Source organism: Vibrio sp. 10N.247.311.47 (assembly GCF_041467535.1).
Classification (GTDB): domain Bacteria; phylum Pseudomonadota; class Gammaproteobacteria; order Enterobacterales; family Vibrionaceae; genus Vibrio; species Vibrio crassostreae_C.
In genome coordinates, this window is the sequence record NZ_JBFSUR010000012.1 from 86454 (window position 1) to 108575 (window position 22122).

Here is a 22122-nt window from a genome sequence, read left to right on the forward strand (position 1 = left end):
GTTTACTTACGACCTTTAACCATGCTCATCATACGCTTACGTTTACGTTCTTGAGAAATTGTCAGCTTGTTTGTCTTAGCTTCAAATGGGTTCTCGCTGTTCTGGAATTGAATGCGAATAGGTGTACCCATGATTTCTAGTGAACGACGGTAGTAGTTCATCAAGAATCGTTTGTATGAATCTGGCAAGTTACGAACTTGGTTGCCGTGGATAACGATAATCGGTGGGTTGTAGCCACCAGCGTGCGCGTATTTCAGTTTCACACGACGGCCACGAACCATAGGCGGTTGGTGATCATCAGTCGCCATCTTCATGATACGAGTTAGCACAGAAGTACCAACACGAGTAGTCGCTGATTTGTAAGCTTCTTGTACAGACTCAAACAAGTGACCAACACCTGTACCGTGAAGTGCAGAGATAAAGTGAATACGTGCGAAATCAACGAAGCCTAAGCGACGGTCTAGCTCTTTCTTAACGCGTTCTTTAACGTCGTTATCTAGGCCATCCCACTTGTTTACGGCAATAACAATTGAACGACCAGCGTTCAACGCAAAGCCTAGCAAGCTTAGATCTTGATCAGAGATGTTTTCGCGAGCATCGATAAGCAGCAATACAACGTTAGCATCTTCAATCGCTTTCAGTGTTTTAACCACTGAGAACTTCTCTACCGTTTCGTTGATGTTTTTACGACGACGAACACCCGCAGTATCGATTAGAACGTATTCACGCTCGTCACGCTGCATTGGGATGTAGATAGAGTCACGAGTCGTACCTGGCATATCGTAAACAACCACACGCTCTTCACCAAGAATACGGTTAGTTAGCGTTGATTTACCTACGTTAGGACGGCCAATGATCGCTAGTTTGATCGGTTGATCTTGAAGACGCTTGAATTCTGCTTCAGCTTCTTCTTCTGTAAATTCAACCTGCTCTTCTTCTTCGTCTTCAAACTCAGTTAAGTCGCTTACTTCGCCATTCTCAGCTTTTAGCGCTTCTGCGAATGGGTTAAGAGCAAGGTCAATAAGTGCAGTAACACCACGACCATGCGCCGCAGCGATTTGGTACATGTCTTCTACACCTAGTTGCCAGAAGTCAGCACTTGCAGCATCAGGGTCGATACCATCAACCTTGTTTACTACTAGCATTGAAGGCTTTTCTAGTTGACGTAGGTGCTTAGCAATCGCCACGTCTGAAGGTGTTAGACCCGCACGGCCATCTACCATAAATAGAACGACATCAGCTTCATCAATCGCCGCTAGCGACTGTTCAGCCATTTTAGTTTCAACACCTTCTTCAGTACCGTCGATACCGCCAGTGTCAATAACAATAAAGTCATGCTCGCTAAAATGAGCATGACCGTATTTACGGTCACGCGTTAAGCCAGGGAAATCCGCAACCAATGCATCACGAGTTCGAGTCAATCGGTTAAATAACGTAGATTTACCTACGTTCGGACGCCCTACTAGAGCAACAACAGGTACCATAACAACCTCTACAATTTCTTCTCTAAATGTAGTTATAGGTAAGCACTTGTTCGCAAGTTTAAACTCTTACCTATAACCACACGGTTTATTAATTTTTAACAACAAAACGGCTCCTGACTGTTACCAACCAGGAGCCGACTGTGAATTATATCACGCTTTTATTGGCTAATCGTTAGTTTCTTTACATCGCCATTGCGAGTCGTCACTAAGTAGCCTTCAGGCAGTTCAATTGGTGCAACCGCAAAGCCGCTATCATCGACAAGCTGTTGAGCAACAAACTCACCCGATGAACGATCCAACCAGTGCAGATAACCTTCAGTATCACCCACGACTACATAACCATTAATAATAGCAGGTGCTGTCAGTAAGCGGTTTTCTAACAATGGAGTGCTCCACAGTTCAGTACCACTACGCGCATCAACCGCAACCACATGGTCTTTGTCGGTAACAACGAACAAACGGCTACCATCACTTGCTAAATCAATCGCTGATGAGTAGTTACGTTTCCAAATTGGCTTACCAGAACGAAGGTCGATAGCAATCAGCTGACCATTGATACCTACGGTATACAGGGTGCCACCAAGAACAATTGGAGATGCATCAACATCAACCAAACGATCAATTTCCGTTGCACCTTTTGGTGTGCCTACTGGCTGTTGCCAAATAAGCTGACCACGATCAACGATAGCCGCAGCTAGACGACCATTTGCTGTACCCCAGAATACACCACCAGAAACTGCAACAGGCGAGCTATCGCCACGCAGTGTTAGGCTTGGTACTTCCGTACTGATGGTCCATTTTTGTTCACCGCTTGCTTGATCTAACGCGATCAACATACCGCGACTGGTATGAACAATGACCATGTTGCTATCAGTTGCTGGGGATGCAAGCACCTCGCCATTGACTGATACACGCCACAGCTCTTCACCGGTCGATTCTTCCAGTGCGATCACTTCGCCATTTTCAGAACCAACAAAAACTTTACCGTAAGCCGCCGTTAAGCCACCCGATAAACGAGCCAATACGTCTTTCTCAAGATCGACTTTCCACAGCGCTTTACCTGTATCAGGATCAAGCGCTTTAACCATACCTTCACGGCTTGCAACAAACACTTTGTCGTAAGCCAATTCTGGCGTTAGTTTTGAAAAGTAGTGACCAACACCATCACCAACCGACGTAGACCATTCCTGACTAGGAGTGAACTCGCTGTTTACCGTTGGTACTGGAGCCATGATTACGGTGTCTTCTTCACCCGCACAGCCAGCTAGTAGGCCAAGAGCAATCGCACACAACGCCGCTTTTGGAAACATCTTCTTCATTCAAAGCGCCTTATTTAGCTAGGTCGTCAAGTTTGATTTGAAGCGTTTGGCTAGCGTCAACAGCTTGCTGTGCTTCTGTGTAAGCACTGTATGCTGCGTCAGTGTCGCCTTTACGAAGTGAGATATCACCACGCAGTTCAGCAACACGGCCTTTCCAAGATTCATCTGTCATAGCAGCAAGATCAGTCAGTGCTGCGTCAAATTCACCTTGCTCAGCTTTAATACGTGCAACACGGTAAGTAAGTAGTGGCGCAAGTGCCGCGTCCTTAGTTGCCGATTTTGCCCACTCGAGCTGTTCAAGTGCCGCCGCTAGATCGCCTGCTTGTACTTGTACTTTTGCTAGTTGCATAGCAGCAAGTACTGAGTACTCAGCATCTTTGTTTGCGTCGATGAAAGCTTGAATATCAGATTGAGCATCAACACCCTTAACATCAAGAGCTGAAATTACAGAGGTGTAGCTTTCTGAAGCTGCTTCACGCGCTTCAACTACTGAATCTTGGTAATAGCGCCAGCCAAATAGACCACCTAAACCAATAACCGCACCAAAGATTACGGCTTTACCGTTCTCTTTCCACCAATCTTTAATGGCTTCAACTTGTTGCTCTTCGCTATCGTAAAGTTCCACTTCCTGTCCTCTTTAATTCTTTAAACGCCAGCATAGTGCTGACGTTAGTATTCATTATGAGCGTTTGCTCAATGGCTAATTAGATTAGCGCAGCAACTTTCTCTGCAACTTCCGTTTGAGACACGGTTTCTTGCTCGCCGCCAACCAGATCTTTTAGCACAACTGTATTGTCAGCAACTTCGTTCTCACCAAGTACCAGCGCCACAACAGCACCTACTTTGTCAGCACGTTTGAATTGCTTCTTGAAGTTACCACCACCGAAGTGGTTCATTACACGCACGCCTTCAACGGTGTCGCGTAATTGATTCGCTAACTGCATGCCCGCGATCATAGTACCTTCGCCAGCAGCAACTACGTATACATCAACGCTACGACGAACTTCTGTTAGCTCTAGCGTTTCCATCATCAGAACCAGACGCTCTAGACCCATTGCGAAGCCAACTGCATTGGTTGCTTTGCCGCCTAGTTGCTCAACAAGACCATCGTAACGACCGCCGCCACATACTGTACCTTGAGCACCAAGGCTGTCTGTGATCCACTCAAATACAGTGCGGTTGTAGTAATCTAGGCCACGTACTAGACGCTCATTAACTTGGTATTCGATACCAACAGCGTCAAGAAGTTCACACAAACCAGCAAAATGTTGCTTCGATTCTTCACCTAGATATTCAGATAGTCGAGGTGCGTCACCTAAGATAGCTTGAACATCAGGGTTCTTAGTATCAAGTACACGTAGAGGGTTAGTGTGCATGCGACGTTTGCAGTCTTCGTCAAGCACATCAATGTGTTGCTCAAGGAAAGCCACTAACGCAGTGCGGTAGCTAACGCGATCTTCTTGAGAACCGATTGAGTTCAGCTCTAGGCGAACGTGCTTGTCGATGCCTAGCTCACGCCATAGACGTGCTGTCATCATGATAAGTTCTGCGTCAACGTCTGGACCGTCTAGGCCAAACACTTCAACACCACATTGGTGGAATTGACGGTAACGACCTTTTTGAGGGCGCTCGTGACGGAACATAGGGCCCATGTACCATAGGCGCTGTTCATCACGGTTGATAAGGCTGTTTTGAATACATGAACGTACACAACCTGCTGTGCCTTCTGGACGCAGCGTTAGGCTATCGCCATTGCGGTCGTCAAAGGTGTACATCTCTTTAGAAACAACGTCTGTCTCTTCACCAACTGCACGGCTAAATAGGTTTGTTTCTTCAACGATAGGCATACGTACTTCGTTGTAACCGTATGCGCTCACCACGTTTTTAACTGCGCTTTCTACTTTCTGCCACAGTGGTGATTGAGTTGGAAGGCAGTCGTTCATGCCTCGAATTGCTTGGATATTTTTAGCCACAGTATTTATTCCGTAATTTCTCACGACCAGGTGTTAGTGCGAATAGACAATCACACCCCATCGCGTTGTATTAATCTTCTAAGTTTTCTACATCAATGCGATTTGCTTTATCAAGCACTGACGCTTTTGCACGAATCTTAGCTTCAAGTTTGTCGACAAGGTCATCGTTGTCGAAGCGCTCTTTCTGACGCTTACCATCTTCGTAGAAGGCACTCTTACGTGCACTACCAGCTAAACCTAAGTGAGACACTTCAGCTTCACCAGGGCCGTTAACCACACAACCGATGATAGATACGTCCATTGGAGTGATCACGTCTTCTAGGCGCTCTTCAAGGGCATTAACGGTGTTAATAACATCGAACTCTTGACGAGAACAGCTCGGACACGCAATGAAGTTGATGCCACGCGAACGAATGCGCAAAGATTTAAGAATATCAAAGCCAACTTTGATCTCTTCAACCGGATCAGCCGCTAGCGATATACGCAGCGTATCGCCGATACCTTCAGAAAGAAGCATTCCTAAACCTACCGCTGACTTCACAGAGCCTGCACGCGCACCACCCGCTTCGGTAATACCAAGGTGGAGAGGTTGATCAATCTGCTTAGCCAGCAAACGGTAAGAACCGACAGCAAGGAATACATCAGAAGCCTTCACGCTGACTTTGAATTGATCAAAGTTCAGACGGTCTAGGATATCTACATGACGCATTGCTGATTCAACAAGCGCTTCTGCTGTAGGTTCTGTGTATTTCTCTTGGATCTCTTTCTCAAGAGAACCGCCGTTAACACCAATACGAATCGGAATATTCATATCACGTGCACAATCAACAACTGAGCGGATACGGCTTTCGTTACCGATGTTACCTGGGTTGATACGCAGACAGTCAACGCCGTATTCCGCCACTTTAAGTGCGATACGGTAGTCGAAGTGAATATCAGCAACCAAAGGAACAGAGACCTGCTGCTTGATTAGCTTAAAGGCTTCAGCTGCATCCATAGTCGGTACAGATACGCGAACGATATCAGCGCCAACTTTTTCCAGAGCTCTAATTTGAGCAACGGTCGCGGCTACATCTGTTGTTCTTGTGTTGGTCATGGATTGCACAGCAATTGGTGCACCATCACCGATCGGCACATCACCCACATAAATACGGGTTGATTTGCGACGAATAATAGGAGATTCGTGTTGCATATTAACTCTAAGGTAAGGTTATTCTAGCTACTTTGCCTGAAGTATACCCAGAAAGGTCGACAGGTTCACTTGCAAATGTCATTGATACGCCTTCTGGCGCACCTAGAATCACTTTATATGGCGCAGTTCCTGATAGATTTAACGACTGACCTGCTTTTTTGATGCCAGTCGACAAGGTTTTACCCGTTGCATCTTTTACTTGGATCCAGCAATCAGCGGTGAACTGCATCACTAGTTCGTTAGCCACAGCTTCAGGAGCCGTGCTAGCTTCAACCGTTTCTGCATTCGCAGCAGCTTCAGCAGTTGGTTCAGTCTCTGTTGTTTGTTGTGCAGAAGTTTCGTCAGCTGGAGTAACAGCACCTGAAGTATCTTCCGCATCGCTTATTGCAGCAAGGCCTTCAGTACCTTCAACAACAGAAGCACCCGCTTCGTTTTGTTCAGCTTCAATCACTTCTAAAGAGGTGAATTCAGGGGCAAGTGATTCTTCTACCGCTAGCTCTTCTGAGCTTTCAGTATTCGCTAAAGATTGAGATAGGGTGTCTTGTTGTTGGTTCTGCCACCACCAAAGTGAGGAGATACCCGCAATGACCGCAAAAATACTCCAAGTCAGGATCATAATACGGCTGTTGTGCTTCTCGGTTTTGGTCTTACGAGAAAAGCTCAACATTTCTTGCTCTTGATGCTGAGCATCACCGGCATGATGCAGCGCACTCAATACGACTTTTTCGTCAAGATTGACGTATTTCGCGTATGAACGAATATAGCCACGCATAAACGTCGCCACTTGATCTGACTCGAATTGGTTTTCTTCAATTTGTTGGATCAGAGTAACGCGAAGTTTCAAGCGATCAGAAATCTGCTTTTGCGTTAAACCAAGAGATTCTCGTTTGTTCTTAAGCAGCGTTCCCGCTTCCAAAGCTGGAGCTACGTTTTCTTGCGCTTGTGTATCTTGTTCTGTGTTCATAGAGAGTGAACTTCTAAAGTATTATCGCAGGTTGAGGAGAGCGTTTTCTTATTGTCGTTTAAGCTCAATCTAACAACCCACGTTATGTGGAATTTTTCCTGCTATCTAAATCATCAACCCTTAAAGGCGAACATCATTCATTTATTATGGATGACCTTCTCAGGAAGCTAGTTTATCAAGTAGCCAACCTAAATAGACATATTGATGATCAGTAGCAAGCGAGCACTTAAATTAATTTAAGATTAGTTAATCATAAGCTAATGCCATTACAAGGCAAAAACACTTTAAACAAAATTTACCGTCAGCTCATGGTTTTGTCCAAAATTTGACGAAAAATGTAAGAAAGCGTGGGCAAGAAGTCCAAAAAATCAAAAACTGCACCCCAGAAAAGCAACAAGCCAGAAGTAAGACTTCTGGCTTGTTTAGGTTCTAATCGCGTTTTATACCGCTTTTACTTCAATCACACCACCGGCAATCAAGTTCGCTTCAGAGGCTGCTTTAAGCATTTTAGTACGCTTGGTTCTATCAATCACATCACCGACTAACTGACCACACGCGGCATCAATATCATCACCACGAGTCTTACGAACGGTTACTGTGTAGTTGTATTCCATCAGCGTTTTTTGGAAGCGATCAATACGAGAGTTGCTTGGCTTCTTATAAGGCGACCCCGGGTAAGGGTTGAATGGAATCAAGTTGATCTTACAAGGCGTCTCTTTCATTAGCTCAGCAAGTTCACGTGCGTGGTCCATATCATCATTCACATGATCCAATAACACGTACTCAACCGTTACTTTACCGCGGTTAGCATTTGAAGATGCAATGTAACGACGAACAGATGCTAGGAAGTCTTGGATATCCCAACGGTCGTTGATCGGCATGATTTGGCTACGTAGTGCATCGTTTGGCGCATGTAGAGAAATAGCCAATGCGACATCGATGTTGTCTGTCATTTGGTCAAGGCCAGAAACAACACCAGAAGTTGATACGGTTACACGACGCTTAGACAGTGCGAAACCTAGATCATCAAGCATGATTTCTAATGATGGCATTAGGTTCTTCATGTTCAATAGAGGCTCACCCATACCCATCATTACAACGTTAGTAATTGGACGACGACCGGTTTCTTTTTCTAGGCCGATTTCGCGAGATGCGCGCCAGATTTGGCCAACAATCTCTGAAACTTTTAGGTTACGGTTGAAGCCTTGTTGAGCTGTAGAACAGAACTTACATTCAAGTGCACAACCAACCTGTGAAGATACACATAGCGTCGCACGGTCACCATCTGGGATGTATACCGTTTCAACGTCTTGGTCGCCAACGCTCATCGCCCATTTAATTGTGCCATCTGAAGAGTGTTGAGCTTCAGAAACAACAGGTGCAACAATCTCACAGCGACGTTGAAGTTTCTCACGTAACTTTTTGTTGATGTTATTCATTTGTTCGAAGTCATCGACACCGAAGTGATAAATCCACTTCATCACTTGCTCTGCTCGAAACGCTTTCTCATTCAGTTCTTCTGTGAAAAATTTACGAAGACCTTTACGATCAAAATCGAGTAGATTGACTTTAGCTGTGGTCATGATGCCTCTCAATGACGGAACAATAATTAAGGGCGCGAATTGTACAGGCTTTACGCAACTTCAACAAGCATTGTAAAACCCTGTGTTTATTAAGACATTCAAACTTAAGCGATTAAAATTTGAACAATTGTATTTATCGGCCTGAGATTACCCAATTTAAACAAAGATTCCCGATTACACTCCTTCGTCGCTTTCGGGAATGACGTAAATAATCACCAATTGCTCGATAATATTTACCACGAGATGGTTGCTCCAAAGTTCCCCGTCATTCCAGAACTGAGGAACGAAGTATCTGGAATCTCCAATAACAAAAACAGATTCCCGATTACGCTCCTTCGTCGCTTTCGAGAATGACGACTAAATTGATTATCGAGAGCGTAAAATCCACTTACAAAAAAGGCCTCACCGAAGTGAAGCCTTTAGAATCATTTGCTGTGCCGATTATTGAGCTGGGCGTGGGCAAATTTCAGATTCTGGGAAGAAGAATTCGATTTCGCGAGCTGCAGACTCAGGGCTGTCGCTGCCGTGTACTGAGTTGTAACGCATGCTGATTGCGTAGTCAGCACGGATAGTGCCACATGCCGCTTCTTCTGGGTTTGTTTTACCCATAAGCTCACGGTAACGAGCGATAGCGTTTTCGCCTTCAAGCACTTGAACCATGATAGGACCAGAAGTCATAAACTCTTTAAGAGCTGGGAAGAACTCTTTGCCTTCATGTTCAGCGTAGAAGCCACTCGCTTGCTCTTCAGTAAGACGAACCATTTTAGCAGCAATAATTTCTAGGCCTGCTTTTTCGATACGGTGGTAGATTTCACCAACTAGGTTACGCTTAACTGCATCCGGCTTAACAATTGAGAACGTTCTTTCTAGAGCCATAGGGATTCCTTCACTTCATTTTTTTGTTATTAAATACTGAAATTACTGAGATCTTTCGATCTGAGCTTTATGAATGAGCGGCACAAAATACCGCTCACCCTTATTATTATTTTGCTTGGTCGATAAGAAGACGAGCCAGTGTGCGAACGCCCATACCCGTTGCGCCTGCCGCCCACTTATCACTTGCTGACTTACGGTAAGTACCCGCGCAATCCATATGAATCCAACCTTTTTTGTAATCATCTACAAAGTAAGAAAGGAATGCCGCTGCTGTACTTGCACCCGGTGTGTAATCGCCTGTGCTGATGTTTGAAAGATCAGCAAAGTTTGAAGGCAACATACCACGGTGGAAATCAGCAAGAGGCAGTGGCCATAAGCCTTCTTTCTCTTGATTTGCCGCCGTTAGCGCTTGGTGAGACAACTCATCATCGAAGCTTAATAGTGCGTGGTAGTCGTTACCTAATGCGTTTTTAGCCGCGCCTGTTAGCGTTGCACAGTCGATGATCAGCTCAGGGCTTTGTGCACTTGCGTACATCAGGCCATCAGCTAGCACTAAGCGACCTTCCGCATCAGTGTTCATGATCTCAACTGTTTTACCGTTTTTGTAGGTAATGATATCGCCAAGCTTCAATGCGCGACCAGAGATCATGTTCTCTGCGCAACATAGAATAAGCTTGATGCGCTTGTTAAGACCGCGTTCAATCGCAAGACCTAAGCCACCAGTAATCGTTGCTGCGCCACCCATGTCAGCTTTCATCGCTGTCATGAATTGGCCTGGCTTGATACTGTAACCGCCCGAATCGAACGTAATACCTTTACCGACTAAACAGGCAAATACAGGTGCGTTTTCATCGCCTGTTGGGTTGAAGTCCAGTTGCAGCATTGCTGATGTACGCTCAGAGCCACGGCCGACCGCGTAGATGCCTTCCCAACCTTCGGTTAGTAGATCCTTGTCTTTAACGATCTTCGCTTTAACAGTGCCCGCTGGCGCCACTGACTTGATGTATTCTGCAGCCATTGTCGCAAGTTGACGAGGTGCCACTTCTTCAGCGGTTTTATTGATAATGTCACGCGTCCAGTCAGTTGCGCGAATACGAGCTTCAAGCTCAGTTTGATCGGCTTCTGAAAGTGCATCCCATTCCAATGCATTCTTTTTCTTTGGTCCACGGTAGCCTTGGTAGAAAGCCCAAACGCTTTCTAGATCCCAACCTTCACCACGAAGTGAAACGAATGCGATACCTTGTCCGTCAAGCGTACGACCCGCACGTTGAACTGCGCCTAGATCGTGGCCTTCACCAATGTGAATTGTCGCTCCCGCTTCTGAGAACGATAAAATAGCTCTTGCTCCCCACTGAGGCTGGGCAGCTTCTTGACTTAAAAATACTGGCATCTGTGTAGACATGATTTCTCCTTGTCATGAACCACTTCGAGAGTGTGATTCTGATTATTTTTTATTAGCTCACTGATGTTAGCATTATGTAGGATGAAAATGTCATTTTGATAAAAAAACGGACCATAAGGTCCGCTTTTTTTAGTAAGAATTGTTAACTTGACTGCGTTTTATATTGGACTGATGCCAACCCGCGACCAAATCATCAGATAAGAGGATTAATCCATCTCATCCATCCAGCACAAAATAATAGCCTCTAAGATTTTTTCATTCGAGTGGTTAGGCTCGTCGTCGAACTCTTCAAGGTCTAGCACCCATTGATGCAGATCGGTAAAACGTACCGTTTTAGGATCAGTATCAGGGTACAAATCACATAGCTCAATTGCGATATCTCGCGAATCAATCCACTTCAAGCTCATAACACTTCCTTATATTTATCAGCGACGCTCTGTCACCTTTATGATCTATATTCTAGGCCAGTTTTCTTAGTATGTTTGTCTAAGCAATAACTCTCTCAGTCATCGCTGTATTAGCCATGACTGAGAACAGGTTCTTAATGGTCTTCAGAAGCCAGGTTCAACGTGTACTTTGGAATCTCTACAACAAGATCCGTATCAGCCACTTTAGCTTGGCAACCCAAGCGAGATTCCATCTCTAAGCCCCATGCTTTATCTAGCATGTCGTCTTCTAGATCATCACTCTCTTCTAAAGAATCAAAACCTTCACGAATCACAACGTGACATGTTGTACATGCACACGATTTTTCACATGCGTGTTCAATACCAATACCGGCCTTCAATGCAACATCAAGAACCGTCTCACCAGTTTTTGCTTCTAAAACAGCGCCTTCTGGACATAGATCTTCGTGAGGTAAAACAATAATCTTTGGCATGTTTATCTATTCTCTAACTATTAAATATTATCGACTGACTGACCTGACAGTGCAGCACGAATTGATTTATCCATACGACGAGAAGCAAAGTCTTGGCTCGCTTTGTCGGTATTCTTAATTTCTAGTTCAATAGCATCAGCGTTGTCGCCATTACGCACTTCAATCAGTGCTTCAATCGCTTGAACAAGTTGTTGTTTGCCTTGCTCATCAAGTAGCTCGTCACCGTCGGCTTGCATTGCAGCGATAAGGCCTTCGATAACGCGATCCGCTTCTACGCGTTGCTCAGCAAGAGCACGCGCTTGCATGTCTTCTTTTGCAAACGTCATCGAATCTTTCAGCATGCTAGCCACTTCGTTGTCGCTTAGACCGTAAGAAGGCTTAACTTGGATTTCAGCTTGAACGCCAGTGCTCTTCTCCATTGCGGTAACTGATAGCAGGCCATCAGCATCCACTTGGTAAGTAACACGAATATGAGCAGCACCTGCAGTCATCGGCGGGATGCCTTTCAGAGCAAATCGAGCCAGTGAACGACAGTCATCAACCATCTCACGCTCGCCTTGCACGGTGTGTACTGTCATTGCAGTTTGACCGTCTTTGAACGTGGTAAACTCTTGTGCACGAGCAACTGGGATCGTGGTATTACGAGGGATGATCTTTTCGACTAAGCCACCCATGGTTTCGATACCCAGTGACAGAGGGATAACATCCAATAGCAGCATCTCAGAGTCAGGCTTGTTGCCAACTAAGATATCCGCTTGAATCGATGCGCCAATCGCAACCACTTCATCAGGGTTAATACTGGTTAATGGAGTACGACCAAAGAAGCCACCGACCATTTCACGAACAAGTAAGGTACGAGTTGAACCACCTACCATCACGACTTCTAGTACTTCATCCGCGTCAACTTCCGCATCTTTCAGTGCTCGGCGGCACGAAAGCAGCGTTTTCTTAACTAGTGGCTTGATGATCTCTTCGAACTCTTCACGAGTTAAAGAGCCAGACCAACCTAGTGCTTCAACATTAACGCTTTCAGCTTCAGATAAGCCAATCTTCGCTTCTGTTGCTGCGTCTAGAAGAATACGGTTCTGTTCTGCTGTCAGCTCTAACAAGCCCATTTGCTCTTGGAAATGATCCGCAATTAAATGGTCAAAGTCATCGCCGCCTAATGCAGAGTCACCACCGGTTGCTAAAACTTCGAAGACACCTTTAGACAGGCGTAGGATAGAGATATCAAACGTACCACCGCCTAAGTCATAAACAGCGATTACCCCTTCTTTACCTGAATCCAAGCCATAAGCAATCGCAGCTGCAGTGGGTTCATTAAGAAGACGTAACACATGAAGACCAGCAAGTTGCGCTGCGTCTTTGGTACCTGCACGTTGTGCATCATCAAAGTACGCAGGGACGGTAATCACGGCACCAGCCAATTCACCACCTAACGTCGACTCAGCACGTTGACCGAGTGCACGAAGAATATCTGCAGATACTTGAATTGGGTTCTTATTTCCTTGCGCTGTGTTAATCACAGGCAGGCCATTATCACTTTCTTCAAACTGATATGGCAGAGATGGATATCGCTGTTGAATATCTGACAGTGAACGACCGATTAATCGCTTAACTGAGATAATGGTATTTTTAGGATCAGTTTGTGCATTTACACGCGCTTCATCACCAGTGGTGTACGACTCTGACTGATAGTGAACAACGGAAGGGAGAATACTGCGACCTTGTTGATCAACAAGCGTGCTTGCCTCACCACTGCGCACTGACGCAACCAATGAGTTTGTTGTACCTAAATCAATACCCACTGCAAGCTTGTGCTGGTGAGGAGCGGCGCTTTGCCCTGGTTCTGCAATCTGAAGTAGTGCCATGGATGTGTCCTTGTTATACGAACTAGCCGATCAAACGATCTTCAACTAACTCGATTTCATTCTTTAATTTTGCAATAAACTTAAGCTTTCTTACTCGGTCTGCAGCTTCTAACCAAGCTTCGCTGTCGAGTTCTTGTTGGATAGCGCTTAATTGTTGTTTATACATTTTGCTAACCTTTCCTTCAAATGCAAACAAAGCATCTTCAGGATCAGAACTGTCGGCGATATCTTCCAGCTCTTCACGCAATTCCATTTGCTCCATCAGGAACATAGGATCTTGCATAGTCTGCTGCTCACCACGAATATCCTCACCATGTTGAACTAACAGGTATTCAGCGCGGCTGACTGGATTTTTCAACACCTGGTACGCATCATTGATTTGCGCAGCTTTTTGCACAGCCAGCAAGCGATCTCGCTCAGAAGCCGTGGCAAATTTATCAGGGTGGAATTGGCGTTGCAGATCTCTAAACTGAGAAGAAAGAAGGCTACCATCCAGTTGAAACTGAAGTGGTAGCCCAAATAATTCGAAATGATTCATGTAACGGTGGTCCTAAGTTTAGGCTCTTTGCTTAGAGCCTAATTTTATTCTTCGCTCATTATAAACGCTCAACGATTGAGGCGTTTATACATTGAAGCTCTCACCACAACCACATTCGCCTTTCGCGTTAGGGTTGTTGAATTCAAAACCTTCGTTTAGGCCTTCTTTTACGTAATCAAGCTCAGTACCGTCTAGGTAAACTAGGCTCTTTGGATCAATGATGACCTTAACACCTGAATGCTCGAACACTTCGTCTTCTTCGTTGAGCTCGTCAACGAATTCCAGTACATACGCCATACCCGAACAGCCAGTAGTTTTTACCGCTAAGCGCAACCCGATACCTTTACCTCGGTTATCTAGGAAAGCTTGAACTCGGCTTGCTGCCGTATCTGTCATGGTGATGGCCATACTACAACCTTGTGTTTTATATAAATTGAGAACTCAGGGGGAGCACAAAGGGTGCTCCCAAATATTGCTTATTTTTTGTGATTACTTAATGAAACGATTAACGCTTCTTTTTGTAATCCGCAACTGCTGCTTTGATTGCATCTTCAGCAAGAATTGAACAGTGAACTTTCACTGGTGGCAACTCTAGCTCTTCTGCGATTTCAGAGTTTTTGATAGCAGCCGCTTCATCAATACTTTTACCTTTAACCCACTCAGTTACTAGTGAGCTAGACGCGATTGCGCTACCGCAGCCGTAAGTTTTGAATTTTGCATCTTCGATAATGCCTTCTGGCGTTACCTTGATTTGAAGTTTCATTACGTCACCACAAGCTGGTGCGCCAACCATGCCGCTACCTACACTTGGGTCTTCTTTATCAAACGAACCTACGTTACGTGGGTTTTCGTAGTGATCAATTACTTTTTCGCTATATGCCATGATAGTTACCTCGAATCCTCTATTTCCGTGAGATTAGTGATGAGCCCACTCAACAGTGTTCAAATCAATCCCTTCTTTATACATATCCCATAGAGGAGACATGTCGCGTAATTTGTTTACCGCTACACGAATTTGTGCAATCGCGTAGTCGATTTCTTCTTCCGTTGTGAAACGGCCGAATGAGAAACGTACTGAGCTGTGTGCCAGTTCATCGTTCAGACCAAGAGCACGTAGAACGTATGAAGGCTCTAGGCTTGCTGATGTACATGCAGAACCTGATGATACCGCTAGGTCTTTTAGAGACATAAGCAGAGACTCACCTTCAACGAAAGCGAAGCTCACGTTTAGGTTGTGTGGTACACGTTGGTCTAGGTCGCCGTTTACGGTTACCGCTTCTAGATCTTGAACACCTTTCAATAGGCGCTCACGAAGTGCTAGTGCGTGATCGTAATCTTTCTGCATGTCTTGTTTAGCGATGGCAAAAGCTTCGCCCATACCCACGATTTGGTGAGTAGCAAGCGTACCAGAACGGAAACCACGTTCGTGACCTCCACCGTGCATCTGTGCTTCAAGACGAATACGTGGCTTACGACGAACGTACAAAGCGCCGATGCCTTTAGGGCCGTATGCTTTGTGTGCAGAAAGAGAGATAAGGTCAACTTTCATCTCTTTTACATCTAGTGGGATTTTACCCGCAGACTGAGCCGCATCAACGTGGAAGATGATCTTGCGTGAACGACATAATTCGCCGATTGCAGAGATATCTTGGATTACACCAATCTCGTTGTTTACGTGCATGATAGAAACAAGAACCGTATCTTCACGCATTGCTGCTTGTAGCTTGTCTAAATCAATGATGCCGTTTGCTTCAGGCTCAAGGTAAGTCACCTCAAAACCTTCACGCTCTAGTTGGCGACATGGATCAAGAACCGCTTTATGTTCTGTTTTACACGTGATTACGTGCTTACCTTTCTTCTCGTAAAAGTGCGCTGCACCTTTGATAGCAAGGTTGTCTGACTCTGTAGCACCTGACGTGAAAACAATCTCACGTGGGTCTGCATTTAGTAGATCGGCAATTTGCTCACGAGCATTATCTACTGATTCTTCTGCCTGCCAGCCGTAACGGTGTGAACGAGATGCAGGGTTACCGAAGTTACCGTCCATCGTCATGCACTGAACCATTTTTTCAGCAACACGTGGATCGACTGGGCATGTAGCTGAATAGTCAAAGTAAATAGGCAGTTTCATTTTCTACTCCAATGTAAAAACTGACCGCTAAGAGCGGGCATTAACACCGTGAGGTGCTGCACTAATCGTTGTAGTGCTCGTATTTTTATGTGCAAAACCATTATTAACCGCAAGATCGATATCTTGACGATCAGAAATCTCTAAAACTTCGTTATCTTTCATTAGCTCACCGAGCGTAATGTCATTTAAGAAGCTGCTGATTCGGGAGCTTAAATCACGCCAAAGAGTGTGAGTTAAACAACGACTACCACCTTGGCAATCTGCTCGACCGTGACACTTAGTTGCATCAACTGATTCGTCTACTGCAGCAATTACAGTTCCGACAGCGATGTCGCTCGCTTCAGCACCTAAACGGTAACCACCGCCAGGACCACGAACACTAGCAACTAAGCCAGCTTTACGTAACTTAGAAAATAGCTGTTCTAAGTAAGATAATGAGATGCCCTGTCGCTCTGAAATATCAGCCAGAGGAACTGGGCTTTTTTGCGAATGCAGTGCTACATCTAGCATAGCTGTTACCGCATATCTTCCTTTAGATGTAAGTTTCATATCACACCGAATCCACATTGTTTATGTGGTTGGAATCTTCCCATACCCGACTAAATTGGTCAAGTATTTGGTTGACTATTTTAGTCAAGTATTCACCCTTAGGGTTTGTGTGGTTTTTATTTGTCGTTTTTGCTCTTCTCAATTGAAGTCAAAATGCCGCGTAGAGTGTTGATCTCTTGCAACTCTGGACGAGCTCGACTGAACAGACGACGTAGTTTATTCATCACCTGACCTGGCTTATCCTTAGAGATAAATTGGGTATCAATGATCACTTTTTCAAGGTGCTCATAGAACATTTCTAGTTCTTCGTGACGAGGGTACTCATCTTGTTGCTGTGGCTGATATTGGCTAGCGACCATATCAAGGTGAGCTACACGCACTTCGTAGCTCAGAGTCTGCACTGCCATTGCTAGGTTTAGCGAGCTGTATTCAGGGTTAGCTGGGATACATACATGGAAGTGGCACTTCTGAAGCTCATCGTTAGTCAAGCCAGTACGTTCACGGCCGAACACTAATGCGACTGGGTGCTTTTGACCTTCAATCGCAAACTTTTGTCCACACTCACGAGGCTCAAGCATTGGCCATTCAAGCGTACGTGAACGTGCACTCGAACCAACAACCAAACCACAGTCTTTTACGGCTTCGTCTAATGTAGAAACGATGGTCGCGTTTTCTGCGATGTCACCTGCACCCGCAGCCAGTGCTAAGGTCTGCTCGTCAACTTCACATTGAGGGTCTACAAGAACTAATTGACTCAAACCCATCACTTTCATTGCGCGAGCTGCTGATCCGATATTTCCCGAATGAGACGTACCAACCAGAACGACTTTTACATTGTCTAACATGCTATATGACACCACTTTAAAAATAATCGCGAGATATTAACACATAGCAAAGTAAAATGGTCAGACCCTTCGCGTAATGTGAAACCAAGAGTTCAAAAAATAACCACTTCCCTTTTGGTAAAACTTTGGTATACTCGCCGCCGCTTTAAATTGTTCTTTAACATCTTGTGGGAAAAACCATATGCATCCAATGCTAAACATTGCGATACGCGCTGCGCGTAAAGCTGGCAACCATATTGCTAAATCTCTAGAAACAACTGATAAGATCGAATCGTCTCTAAAAGGTAACAACGATTACGTTACTAACATTGCTCAAGAAGCTGAGTACATGATCATTGAGACAATCAAAGCATCTTACCCAGAGCACAGCATTATTTCTGAAGAGTCAGGCCTGACTGAAGGTAAAGACTCTGATGTACAATGGATCGTTGACCCACTAGATGGCACCAACAACTTTGTAAAAGGTTTCCCTCACTTCTCTGTATCTATTGCTGTTCGTATGAACGGTCGTACAGAAGTTGCTTGTGTTTATGACCCAATGCTAAACGAGCTATTCACTGCTCAACGTGGCGCTGGCGCTCAACTTAACAACGCTCGTATGCGTGTTACTCAACTTAAAGACCTTCAAGGTACTGTTTTAGCGACTGGTTTCCCATTCAAGCAAAAACAACACTCTGAATCTTTCATGAAAATCATCTCAGCTTTATTCGTAGATTGCGCTGACTTCCGTCGTACTGGTTCTCCAGCTCTTGACCTATGTTACCTAGCGGCTGGTCGTGTTGACGGTTACCTAGAACTTGGTCTTAAGCCATGGGATCTAGCTGCTGGCGATCTAATCGCTCGTGAAGCTGGCGCTATCATGACTGACTTTGCTGGCGGCACTGACTACATGACGTCTGGTAATGTTGTTGCTTCAAGTGCACGTGGTGTTAAGTCTATTCTTAAGCACGTTCGCGAGAACTCTAACGAAGGTATGCTGAAGTAATTCAGACCTTACGTTAATGCTCTTTAGTTAAGGGCAAAAAATTTAATGAAGAGCCTCGCTATCCGCGGGGCTTTTTTGTATCTGCGGTACGAGATACGAGCAAGACGACGGTTAGTACAGTGAGCACAAATCACTTACCCTATCAGTTGCATTTAGCCCCTCACTTGATAGTGATTTACGGATTGGTAAATGCTAAAAAGCCCCTTAGATAGCACAAGCTTACCTATAAAATACAGATATAAAAAAACCGCTAGTTGCCTAGCGGTTTTTTTTTGGTTTAGCGAAACTTGTTAGGTTTTAGGCCTAAGGCATTTCGTCAAACTCTTCACCTTCTTTGTCCACTTGTGGTGGCATTAGGTGTTCACGCGTGATACCCAACTTCATAGCCAGTGCTGATGCAACGTAGATAGAAGAGTAAGTACCCACTGTAATACCTAATAGAAGTGCAGTCGCGAAGCCGTGAATCATAGCACCACCCTGTACAAACAGAGCGATAACCACGAACAACGTTGTACCAGAAGTGATCAATGTACGGCTCAATGTTTGTGTGATTGAGCTGTTCAGTACTTCAGGTGCTTCGCCTTTACGCATCTTACGGAAGTTCTCACGAATCCGGTCAAATACCACTATGGTATCGTTGAGGGAGTAACCGACCACCGTAAGCAAGGCTGCTACGATAGTAAGGTCTACCTCAATTTGCATTAGAGAGAACACACCTAGTGTGATGATAACGTCGTGTGCTAGGGCTAATACAGCACCTGCAGCCAAACGCCATTCAAATCGCACTGACACGTAGATCAAGATACAGATAAGAGAAACTAGAATAGCAAGGCCACCAGCTTCTGTTAGTTCATCACCCACGTTTGGACCAACGAACTCGATACGGCGCATTTCAACTTGCTCACCAGTACCATCTTTAATTGCAGTCAGGATCTGGTTACCAAGCGTTTCGCCTGCAACACCGTCACGTGGACGTAGACGAACCATTACCTCACGCGCAGAACCAAAGTTCTGAACCGTAGCATCACCAAAGCCTTCAGCTTCTAGTGCACTTCGAATGTCAGGTAGGTTTGCTGGTTGCTCGAAACCCACTTCAATCAGCGTACCGCCGGTAAAATCTAAACCCCAGTTCAACGACTTCGTTGTTAAGGTGAAGATAGCAGTACCAATCATCAAGATAGAGAATACAAAGGCAACCTTTGACCAACGCATAAAGTCGATCATTTTTTCTGCTTTTAGAATCTGAAACATATTAATTCCTAGCCTTAGATCGACAGTTTCTTAACGCGTTTGCCGCCATACATCAGGTTCACGATACAACGTGTTCCGATAATAGCTGTAAACATTGAAGTCAAGATACCGATAGACAGCGTTACCGCGAAGCCTTTGATAGCACCCGTACCCACAGCAAATAGAATGATTGCTGTTAGTAGTGTGGTGATGTTGGCATCGGCGATTGTGCTGAATGCGTTCGCGTAACCTTGGTGAATCGCTTGTTGTGGACTGCGTCCATCTCGAAGCTCTTCACGTATACGCTCAAAGATCAGAACGTTCGCATCGACCGCCATACCGACCGTTAATACGATACCGGCAATACCTGGCAGGGTCATGGTAGCCCCCGGGATCATCGACATCACACCGATAATCAACACCAAGTTAGCCATTAGCGCAACGTTCGCAATCAGACCAAAGCTACGGTAGTAAAGCAGCGTGAATAACATAACCGCAGCCATACCCCAAACCATCGCCATGATACCCATATCGATGTTTTGCTGCCCCATAGATGGACCAATGGTACGTTCTTCTACAATCGAGATAGGCGCAATCAATGCACCAGCACGAAGTAGAAGTGCCAAGTTATGAGCTTCAGCTGTTGAATCAATACCAGTAATACGGAAGTTACGACCAAGTGCAGATTGAATCGTCGCTTGGTTAATCACTTCTTCGTGCTTACTCAAGATAACTCGACCTTCCGGTGTTTTACGACCGCTGTCTTTGTACTCTGCAAATACCGTTGCCATTAGCTTACCGATATTCTGACGAGAGAACGCAGACATCTTGCTGCCACCTTCGCTGTCTAGCGAGATGTTAACTTGAGGGCGACCATATTCATCAACACTTGAGCTTGCATCAGTAATACTTGAACCGCCTAGAATAACGCGCTTCTTAAGTACCACAGGACGACCATCACGATCTTGCTTGATTTCGCTACCCGCAGGGGTACGACCAGAAGCGGCAGCGGCTAAGTCAGCACTGCTATCCACTTCACGGAACTCAAGCGTCGCGGTAGCACCAAGAATTTCTTTAGCGCGAGCCGTGTCTTGAACACCAGGCAACTCCACTACGATACGGCTAGAGCCTTGACGTTGAACCAAAGGTTCAGCAACACCAAGTTCGTTTACACGGTTACGTAGAATGGTAATGTTTTGCTCTACCGCGTAGTTGCGGATTTCTTGAAGACGAGCCTCTGTGAAGCTAGCAACCAAAGAAAAACGACCATTAGATTCAGAATCTACAAACGTCATGTCTTGGTGCTTAGATTGCAGTAGCGATTTAGCTTCAGCAAGTTGCTCGGCGTTACGTAGAATCACTTCAACCGCATCTTTACCAGACGGGCGAATTGCACGGTAACGGATTTTCTCTTCACGAAGTTCACTACGGAACGCTTCTTCTTGTTGGCCAACCAGCTTTTGCATCGCAGCGTCCATATCCACTTCCATCAAGAAGTGAACACCACCACGTAGGTCAAGACCAAGTTTCATTGGTGCAGCACCAATAGATTCAAGCCAATCAGGAGTTGAAGCCGCTAAGTTTAAAGCAACGATTACATCTTCATCTAATGCTTCAGTGATGACATCACGGGCACTGATTTGAGAGTCTGTATCGTTAAAGCGAACAAGAATGGAACCGTTTTCTAGAGCAACGGATTTAGTAGAAAGATTTTCAGCTTCAAGAGCATTGGTGACAGCATCCAGCGTAGACATATCTACAGAGGCGCCGCGCGCCCCTGTAACTTGAACTGCCGGATCTTCACCGTATATATTCGGAAGTGCGTACAACGCAGCGATGGCGATAGTAAACACCACCATCAGGTACTTCCATAACGGGTAACGGTTTAGCACAGCGAGGATCCTCTAGCTGTTTATAGAGATTTCAGAGTACCTTTTGGTAGCACTGCTGTAACGAAGTCTTTCTTGATAACTACTTCGTTGTTTGCATTCAGTTCGATAGCAACGTAGTCACTGTCTTCTGCAATCTTAGTGATCTTGCCGATTAGGCCGCCGCTTGTAAGAACTTCATCGCCTTTGCCCATAGAAGACATAAGGTTCTTGTGCTCTTTAACACGCTTAGCTTGTGGACGGTAGATCATGAAGTAGAAGATCACAGCGAACATACCTAGCATGATAAGCATTTCGAAACCGCCGCCTGCTGGTGCACCTTCTGCTGCTGCGTGAGCTTGAGAAATAAACATTTAAAACATCCTCTATTTATATTTTCGTAATTGTTTGTCTAATTGGGTTGCATCCCTT

The 22122-nt window shown here is 45.2% G+C and carries 22 protein-coding genes; 1 reads left to right on the plus strand and 21 read right to left on the minus strand.

Annotation, left to right across the window (positions count from 1 at the left end; genetic code table 11):
* Positions 1 to 2: 2 nt before the first annotated feature.
* The 18 genes from der to trmJ form a co-directional block, all read right to left on the minus strand.
* Complete coding sequence (gene der, locus AB6E51_RS10340) at positions 3 to 1484, minus strand: ribosome biogenesis GTPase Der (protein ID WP_017062511.1); 1482 nt, start codon at positions 1482 to 1484, stop codon at positions 3 to 5.
* 158 nt (positions 1485 to 1642) lie between these two features.
* On the minus strand, positions 1643 to 2803 hold the full coding sequence (gene bamB, locus AB6E51_RS10345; protein ID WP_017062512.1) for an outer membrane protein assembly factor BamB: 1161 nt from the start codon (positions 2801 to 2803) through the stop codon (positions 1643 to 1645).
* 10 nt (positions 2804 to 2813) lie between these two features.
* A complete protein-coding gene (locus AB6E51_RS10350) occupies positions 2814 to 3428 on the minus strand; it encodes a YfgM family protein (RefSeq protein WP_017062513.1) in 615 nt (204 codons plus the stop codon).
* Positions 3429 to 3507: 79 nt separating this feature from the next.
* Positions 3508 to 4776 (minus strand): histidine--tRNA ligase, encoded by a 1269-nt coding sequence (gene hisS / locus AB6E51_RS10355; RefSeq protein WP_017062514.1) that lies wholly within the window; start codon positions 4774 to 4776, stop codon positions 3508 to 3510.
* A 70-nt stretch (positions 4777 to 4846) separates the two neighbouring features.
* On the minus strand, positions 4847 to 5968 hold the full coding sequence (gene ispG / locus AB6E51_RS10360) for a flavodoxin-dependent (E)-4-hydroxy-3-methylbut-2-enyl-diphosphate synthase (protein WP_009848294.1): 1122 nt from the start codon (positions 5966 to 5968) through the stop codon (positions 4847 to 4849).
* Positions 5969 to 5975: 7 nt separating this feature from the next.
* Complete coding sequence (gene rodZ / locus AB6E51_RS10365) at positions 5976 to 6932, minus strand: cytoskeleton protein RodZ (RefSeq protein WP_372057528.1); 957 nt, start codon at positions 6930 to 6932, stop codon at positions 5976 to 5978.
* Between the two features lie 440 nt (positions 6933 to 7372).
* Positions 7373 to 8515 carry a bifunctional tRNA (adenosine(37)-C2)-methyltransferase TrmG/ribosomal RNA large subunit methyltransferase RlmN gene (locus AB6E51_RS10370; protein ID WP_017062516.1) on the minus strand — a complete coding sequence of 381 codons (1143 nt, stop codon included), beginning with the start codon at positions 8513 to 8515 and terminating at the stop codon, positions 7373 to 7375.
* Between the two features lie 441 nt (positions 8516 to 8956).
* On the minus strand, positions 8957 to 9391 hold the full coding sequence (gene ndk, locus AB6E51_RS10375) for a nucleoside-diphosphate kinase (protein WP_016797173.1): 435 nt from the start codon (positions 9389 to 9391) through the stop codon (positions 8957 to 8959).
* A gap of 106 nt (positions 9392 to 9497) precedes the next feature.
* Positions 9498 to 10793 carry an aminopeptidase PepB gene (gene pepB, locus AB6E51_RS10380; protein ID WP_065584659.1) on the minus strand — a complete coding sequence of 432 codons (1296 nt, stop codon included), beginning with the start codon at positions 10791 to 10793 and terminating at the stop codon, positions 9498 to 9500.
* A 206-nt stretch (positions 10794 to 10999) separates the two neighbouring features.
* Positions 11000 to 11200: a Fe-S cluster assembly protein IscX gene (iscX, locus tag AB6E51_RS10385; protein WP_004740335.1), complete on the minus strand. Its 201-nt coding sequence runs from the start codon at positions 11198 to 11200 to the stop codon at positions 11000 to 11002.
* A 134-nt stretch (positions 11201 to 11334) separates the two neighbouring features.
* The gene (gene fdx, locus AB6E51_RS10390) at positions 11335 to 11673 is read right to left on the minus strand and encodes an ISC system 2Fe-2S type ferredoxin (RefSeq protein WP_010440525.1); all 339 of its coding nucleotides are present in this window, start codon (positions 11671 to 11673) and stop codon (positions 11335 to 11337) included.
* Positions 11674 to 11693: 20 nt separating this feature from the next.
* Entirely contained in the window at positions 11694 to 13544 is a 1851-nt protein-coding gene (hscA, locus tag AB6E51_RS10395; RefSeq protein WP_017062518.1) for a Fe-S protein assembly chaperone HscA, read from the minus strand.
* A gap of 22 nt (positions 13545 to 13566) precedes the next feature.
* Complete coding sequence (hscB, locus tag AB6E51_RS10400) at positions 13567 to 14082, minus strand: co-chaperone HscB (RefSeq protein WP_010440522.1); 516 nt, start codon at positions 14080 to 14082, stop codon at positions 13567 to 13569.
* Between the two features lie 84 nt (positions 14083 to 14166).
* A complete protein-coding gene (gene iscA, locus AB6E51_RS10405) occupies positions 14167 to 14490 on the minus strand; it encodes an iron-sulfur cluster assembly protein IscA (RefSeq protein ID WP_010440519.1) in 324 nt (107 codons plus the stop codon).
* A gap of 97 nt (positions 14491 to 14587) precedes the next feature.
* Positions 14588 to 14965, minus strand: a complete 378-nt coding sequence (iscU, locus tag AB6E51_RS10410) for a Fe-S cluster assembly scaffold IscU (protein ID WP_004740340.1) — start codon at positions 14963 to 14965, stop codon at positions 14588 to 14590.
* A gap of 33 nt (positions 14966 to 14998) precedes the next feature.
* A complete protein-coding gene (locus AB6E51_RS10415) occupies positions 14999 to 16213 on the minus strand; it encodes an IscS subfamily cysteine desulfurase (RefSeq protein ID WP_372057527.1) in 1215 nt (404 codons plus the stop codon).
* Positions 16214 to 16240: 27 nt separating this feature from the next.
* Positions 16241 to 16762 (minus strand): Fe-S cluster assembly transcriptional regulator IscR, encoded by a 522-nt coding sequence (gene iscR / locus AB6E51_RS10420; protein ID WP_010440512.1) that lies wholly within the window; start codon positions 16760 to 16762, stop codon positions 16241 to 16243.
* Between the two features lie 116 nt (positions 16763 to 16878).
* Positions 16879 to 17607: a tRNA (cytosine(32)/uridine(32)-2'-O)-methyltransferase TrmJ gene (gene trmJ, locus AB6E51_RS10425; protein WP_017062835.1), complete on the minus strand. Its 729-nt coding sequence runs from the start codon at positions 17605 to 17607 to the stop codon at positions 16879 to 16881.
* 181 nt (positions 17608 to 17788) lie between these two features.
* Here trmJ and suhB point away from each other — a divergent pair, with 181 nt between their 5' ends.
* Positions 17789 to 18592 (plus strand): inositol-1-monophosphatase, encoded by an 804-nt coding sequence (suhB, locus tag AB6E51_RS10430; protein ID WP_372057526.1) that lies wholly within the window; start codon positions 17789 to 17791, stop codon positions 18590 to 18592.
* Positions 18593 to 18895: 303 nt separating this feature from the next.
* Here the strand turns inward: suhB and secF are convergent, their stop codons facing one another.
* From secF to yajC, 3 genes are read right to left on the minus strand one after another with little or no spacing between them, the layout of a single operon-like run.
* On the minus strand, positions 18896 to 19843 hold the full coding sequence (secF, locus tag AB6E51_RS10435; RefSeq protein WP_016788422.1) for a protein translocase subunit SecF: 948 nt from the start codon (positions 19841 to 19843) through the stop codon (positions 18896 to 18898).
* A gap of 14 nt (positions 19844 to 19857) precedes the next feature.
* Positions 19858 to 21714, minus strand: a complete 1857-nt coding sequence (gene secD / locus AB6E51_RS10440; protein WP_372057525.1) for a protein translocase subunit SecD — start codon at positions 21712 to 21714, stop codon at positions 19858 to 19860.
* 20 nt (positions 21715 to 21734) lie between these two features.
* Positions 21735 to 22064 carry a preprotein translocase subunit YajC gene (gene yajC / locus AB6E51_RS10445; protein ID WP_010440492.1) on the minus strand — a complete coding sequence of 110 codons (330 nt, stop codon included), beginning with the start codon at positions 22062 to 22064 and terminating at the stop codon, positions 21735 to 21737.
* Positions 22065 to 22122: the final 58 nt, after the last annotated feature.

Excerpts from the sequence above, each read along its gene's own strand:
- der (WP_017062511.1), bottom strand. The coding sequence starts at position 1,484 with ATGGTACCTGTTGTTGCTCTAGTAGGGCGTCCGAACGTAGGTAAATCT.
- bamB (WP_017062512.1), bottom strand. The coding sequence starts at position 2,803 with ATGAAGAAGATGTTTCCAAAAGCGGCGTTGTGTGCGATTGCTCTTGGC.
- ispG (WP_009848294.1), bottom strand. The coding sequence starts at position 5,968 with ATGCAACACGAATCTCCTATTATTCGTCGCAAATCAACCCGTATTTAT.
- rodZ (WP_372057528.1), bottom strand. The coding sequence starts at position 6,932 with ATGAACACAGAACAAGATACACAAGCGCAAGAAAACGTAGCTCCAGCT.
- AB6E51_RS10370 (WP_017062516.1), bottom strand. The coding sequence starts at position 8,515 with ATGACCACAGCTAAAGTCAATCTACTCGATTTTGATCGTAAAGGTCTT.
- ndk (WP_016797173.1), bottom strand. The coding sequence starts at position 9,391 with ATGGCTCTAGAAAGAACGTTCTCAATTGTTAAGCCGGATGCAGTTAAG.
- pepB (WP_065584659.1), bottom strand. The coding sequence starts at position 10,793 with ATGTCTACACAGATGCCAGTATTTTTAAGTCAAGAAGCTGCCCAGCCT.
- iscX (WP_004740335.1), bottom strand. The coding sequence starts at position 11,200 with ATGAGCTTGAAGTGGATTGATTCGCGAGATATCGCAATTGAGCTATGT.
- fdx (WP_010440525.1), bottom strand. The coding sequence starts at position 11,673 with ATGCCAAAGATTATTGTTTTACCTCACGAAGATCTATGTCCAGAAGGC.
- hscA (WP_017062518.1), bottom strand. The coding sequence starts at position 13,544 with ATGGCACTACTTCAGATTGCAGAACCAGGGCAAAGCGCCGCTCCTCAC.
- hscB (WP_010440522.1), bottom strand. The coding sequence starts at position 14,082 with ATGAATCATTTCGAATTATTTGGGCTACCACTTCAGTTTCAACTGGAT.
- iscA (WP_010440519.1), bottom strand. The coding sequence starts at position 14,490 with ATGGCCATCACCATGACAGATACGGCAGCAAGCCGAGTTCAAGCTTTC.
- iscU (WP_004740340.1), bottom strand. The coding sequence starts at position 14,965 with ATGGCATATAGCGAAAAAGTAATTGATCACTACGAAAACCCACGTAAC.
- AB6E51_RS10415 (WP_372057527.1), bottom strand. The coding sequence starts at position 16,213 with ATGAAACTGCCTATTTACTTTGACTATTCAGCTACATGCCCAGTCGAT.
- iscR (WP_010440512.1), bottom strand. The coding sequence starts at position 16,762 with ATGAAACTTACATCTAAAGGAAGATATGCGGTAACAGCTATGCTAGAT.
- trmJ (WP_017062835.1), bottom strand. The coding sequence starts at position 17,607 with ATGTTAGACAATGTAAAAGTCGTTCTGGTTGGTACGTCTCATTCGGGA.
- suhB (WP_372057526.1), top strand. The coding sequence starts at position 17,789 with ATGCATCCAATGCTAAACATTGCGATACGCGCTGCGCGTAAAGCTGGC.
- secF (WP_016788422.1), bottom strand. The coding sequence starts at position 19,843 with ATGTTTCAGATTCTAAAAGCAGAAAAAATGATCGACTTTATGCGTTGG.
- yajC (WP_010440492.1), bottom strand. The coding sequence starts at position 22,064 with ATGTTTATTTCTCAAGCTCACGCAGCAGCAGAAGGTGCACCAGCAGGC.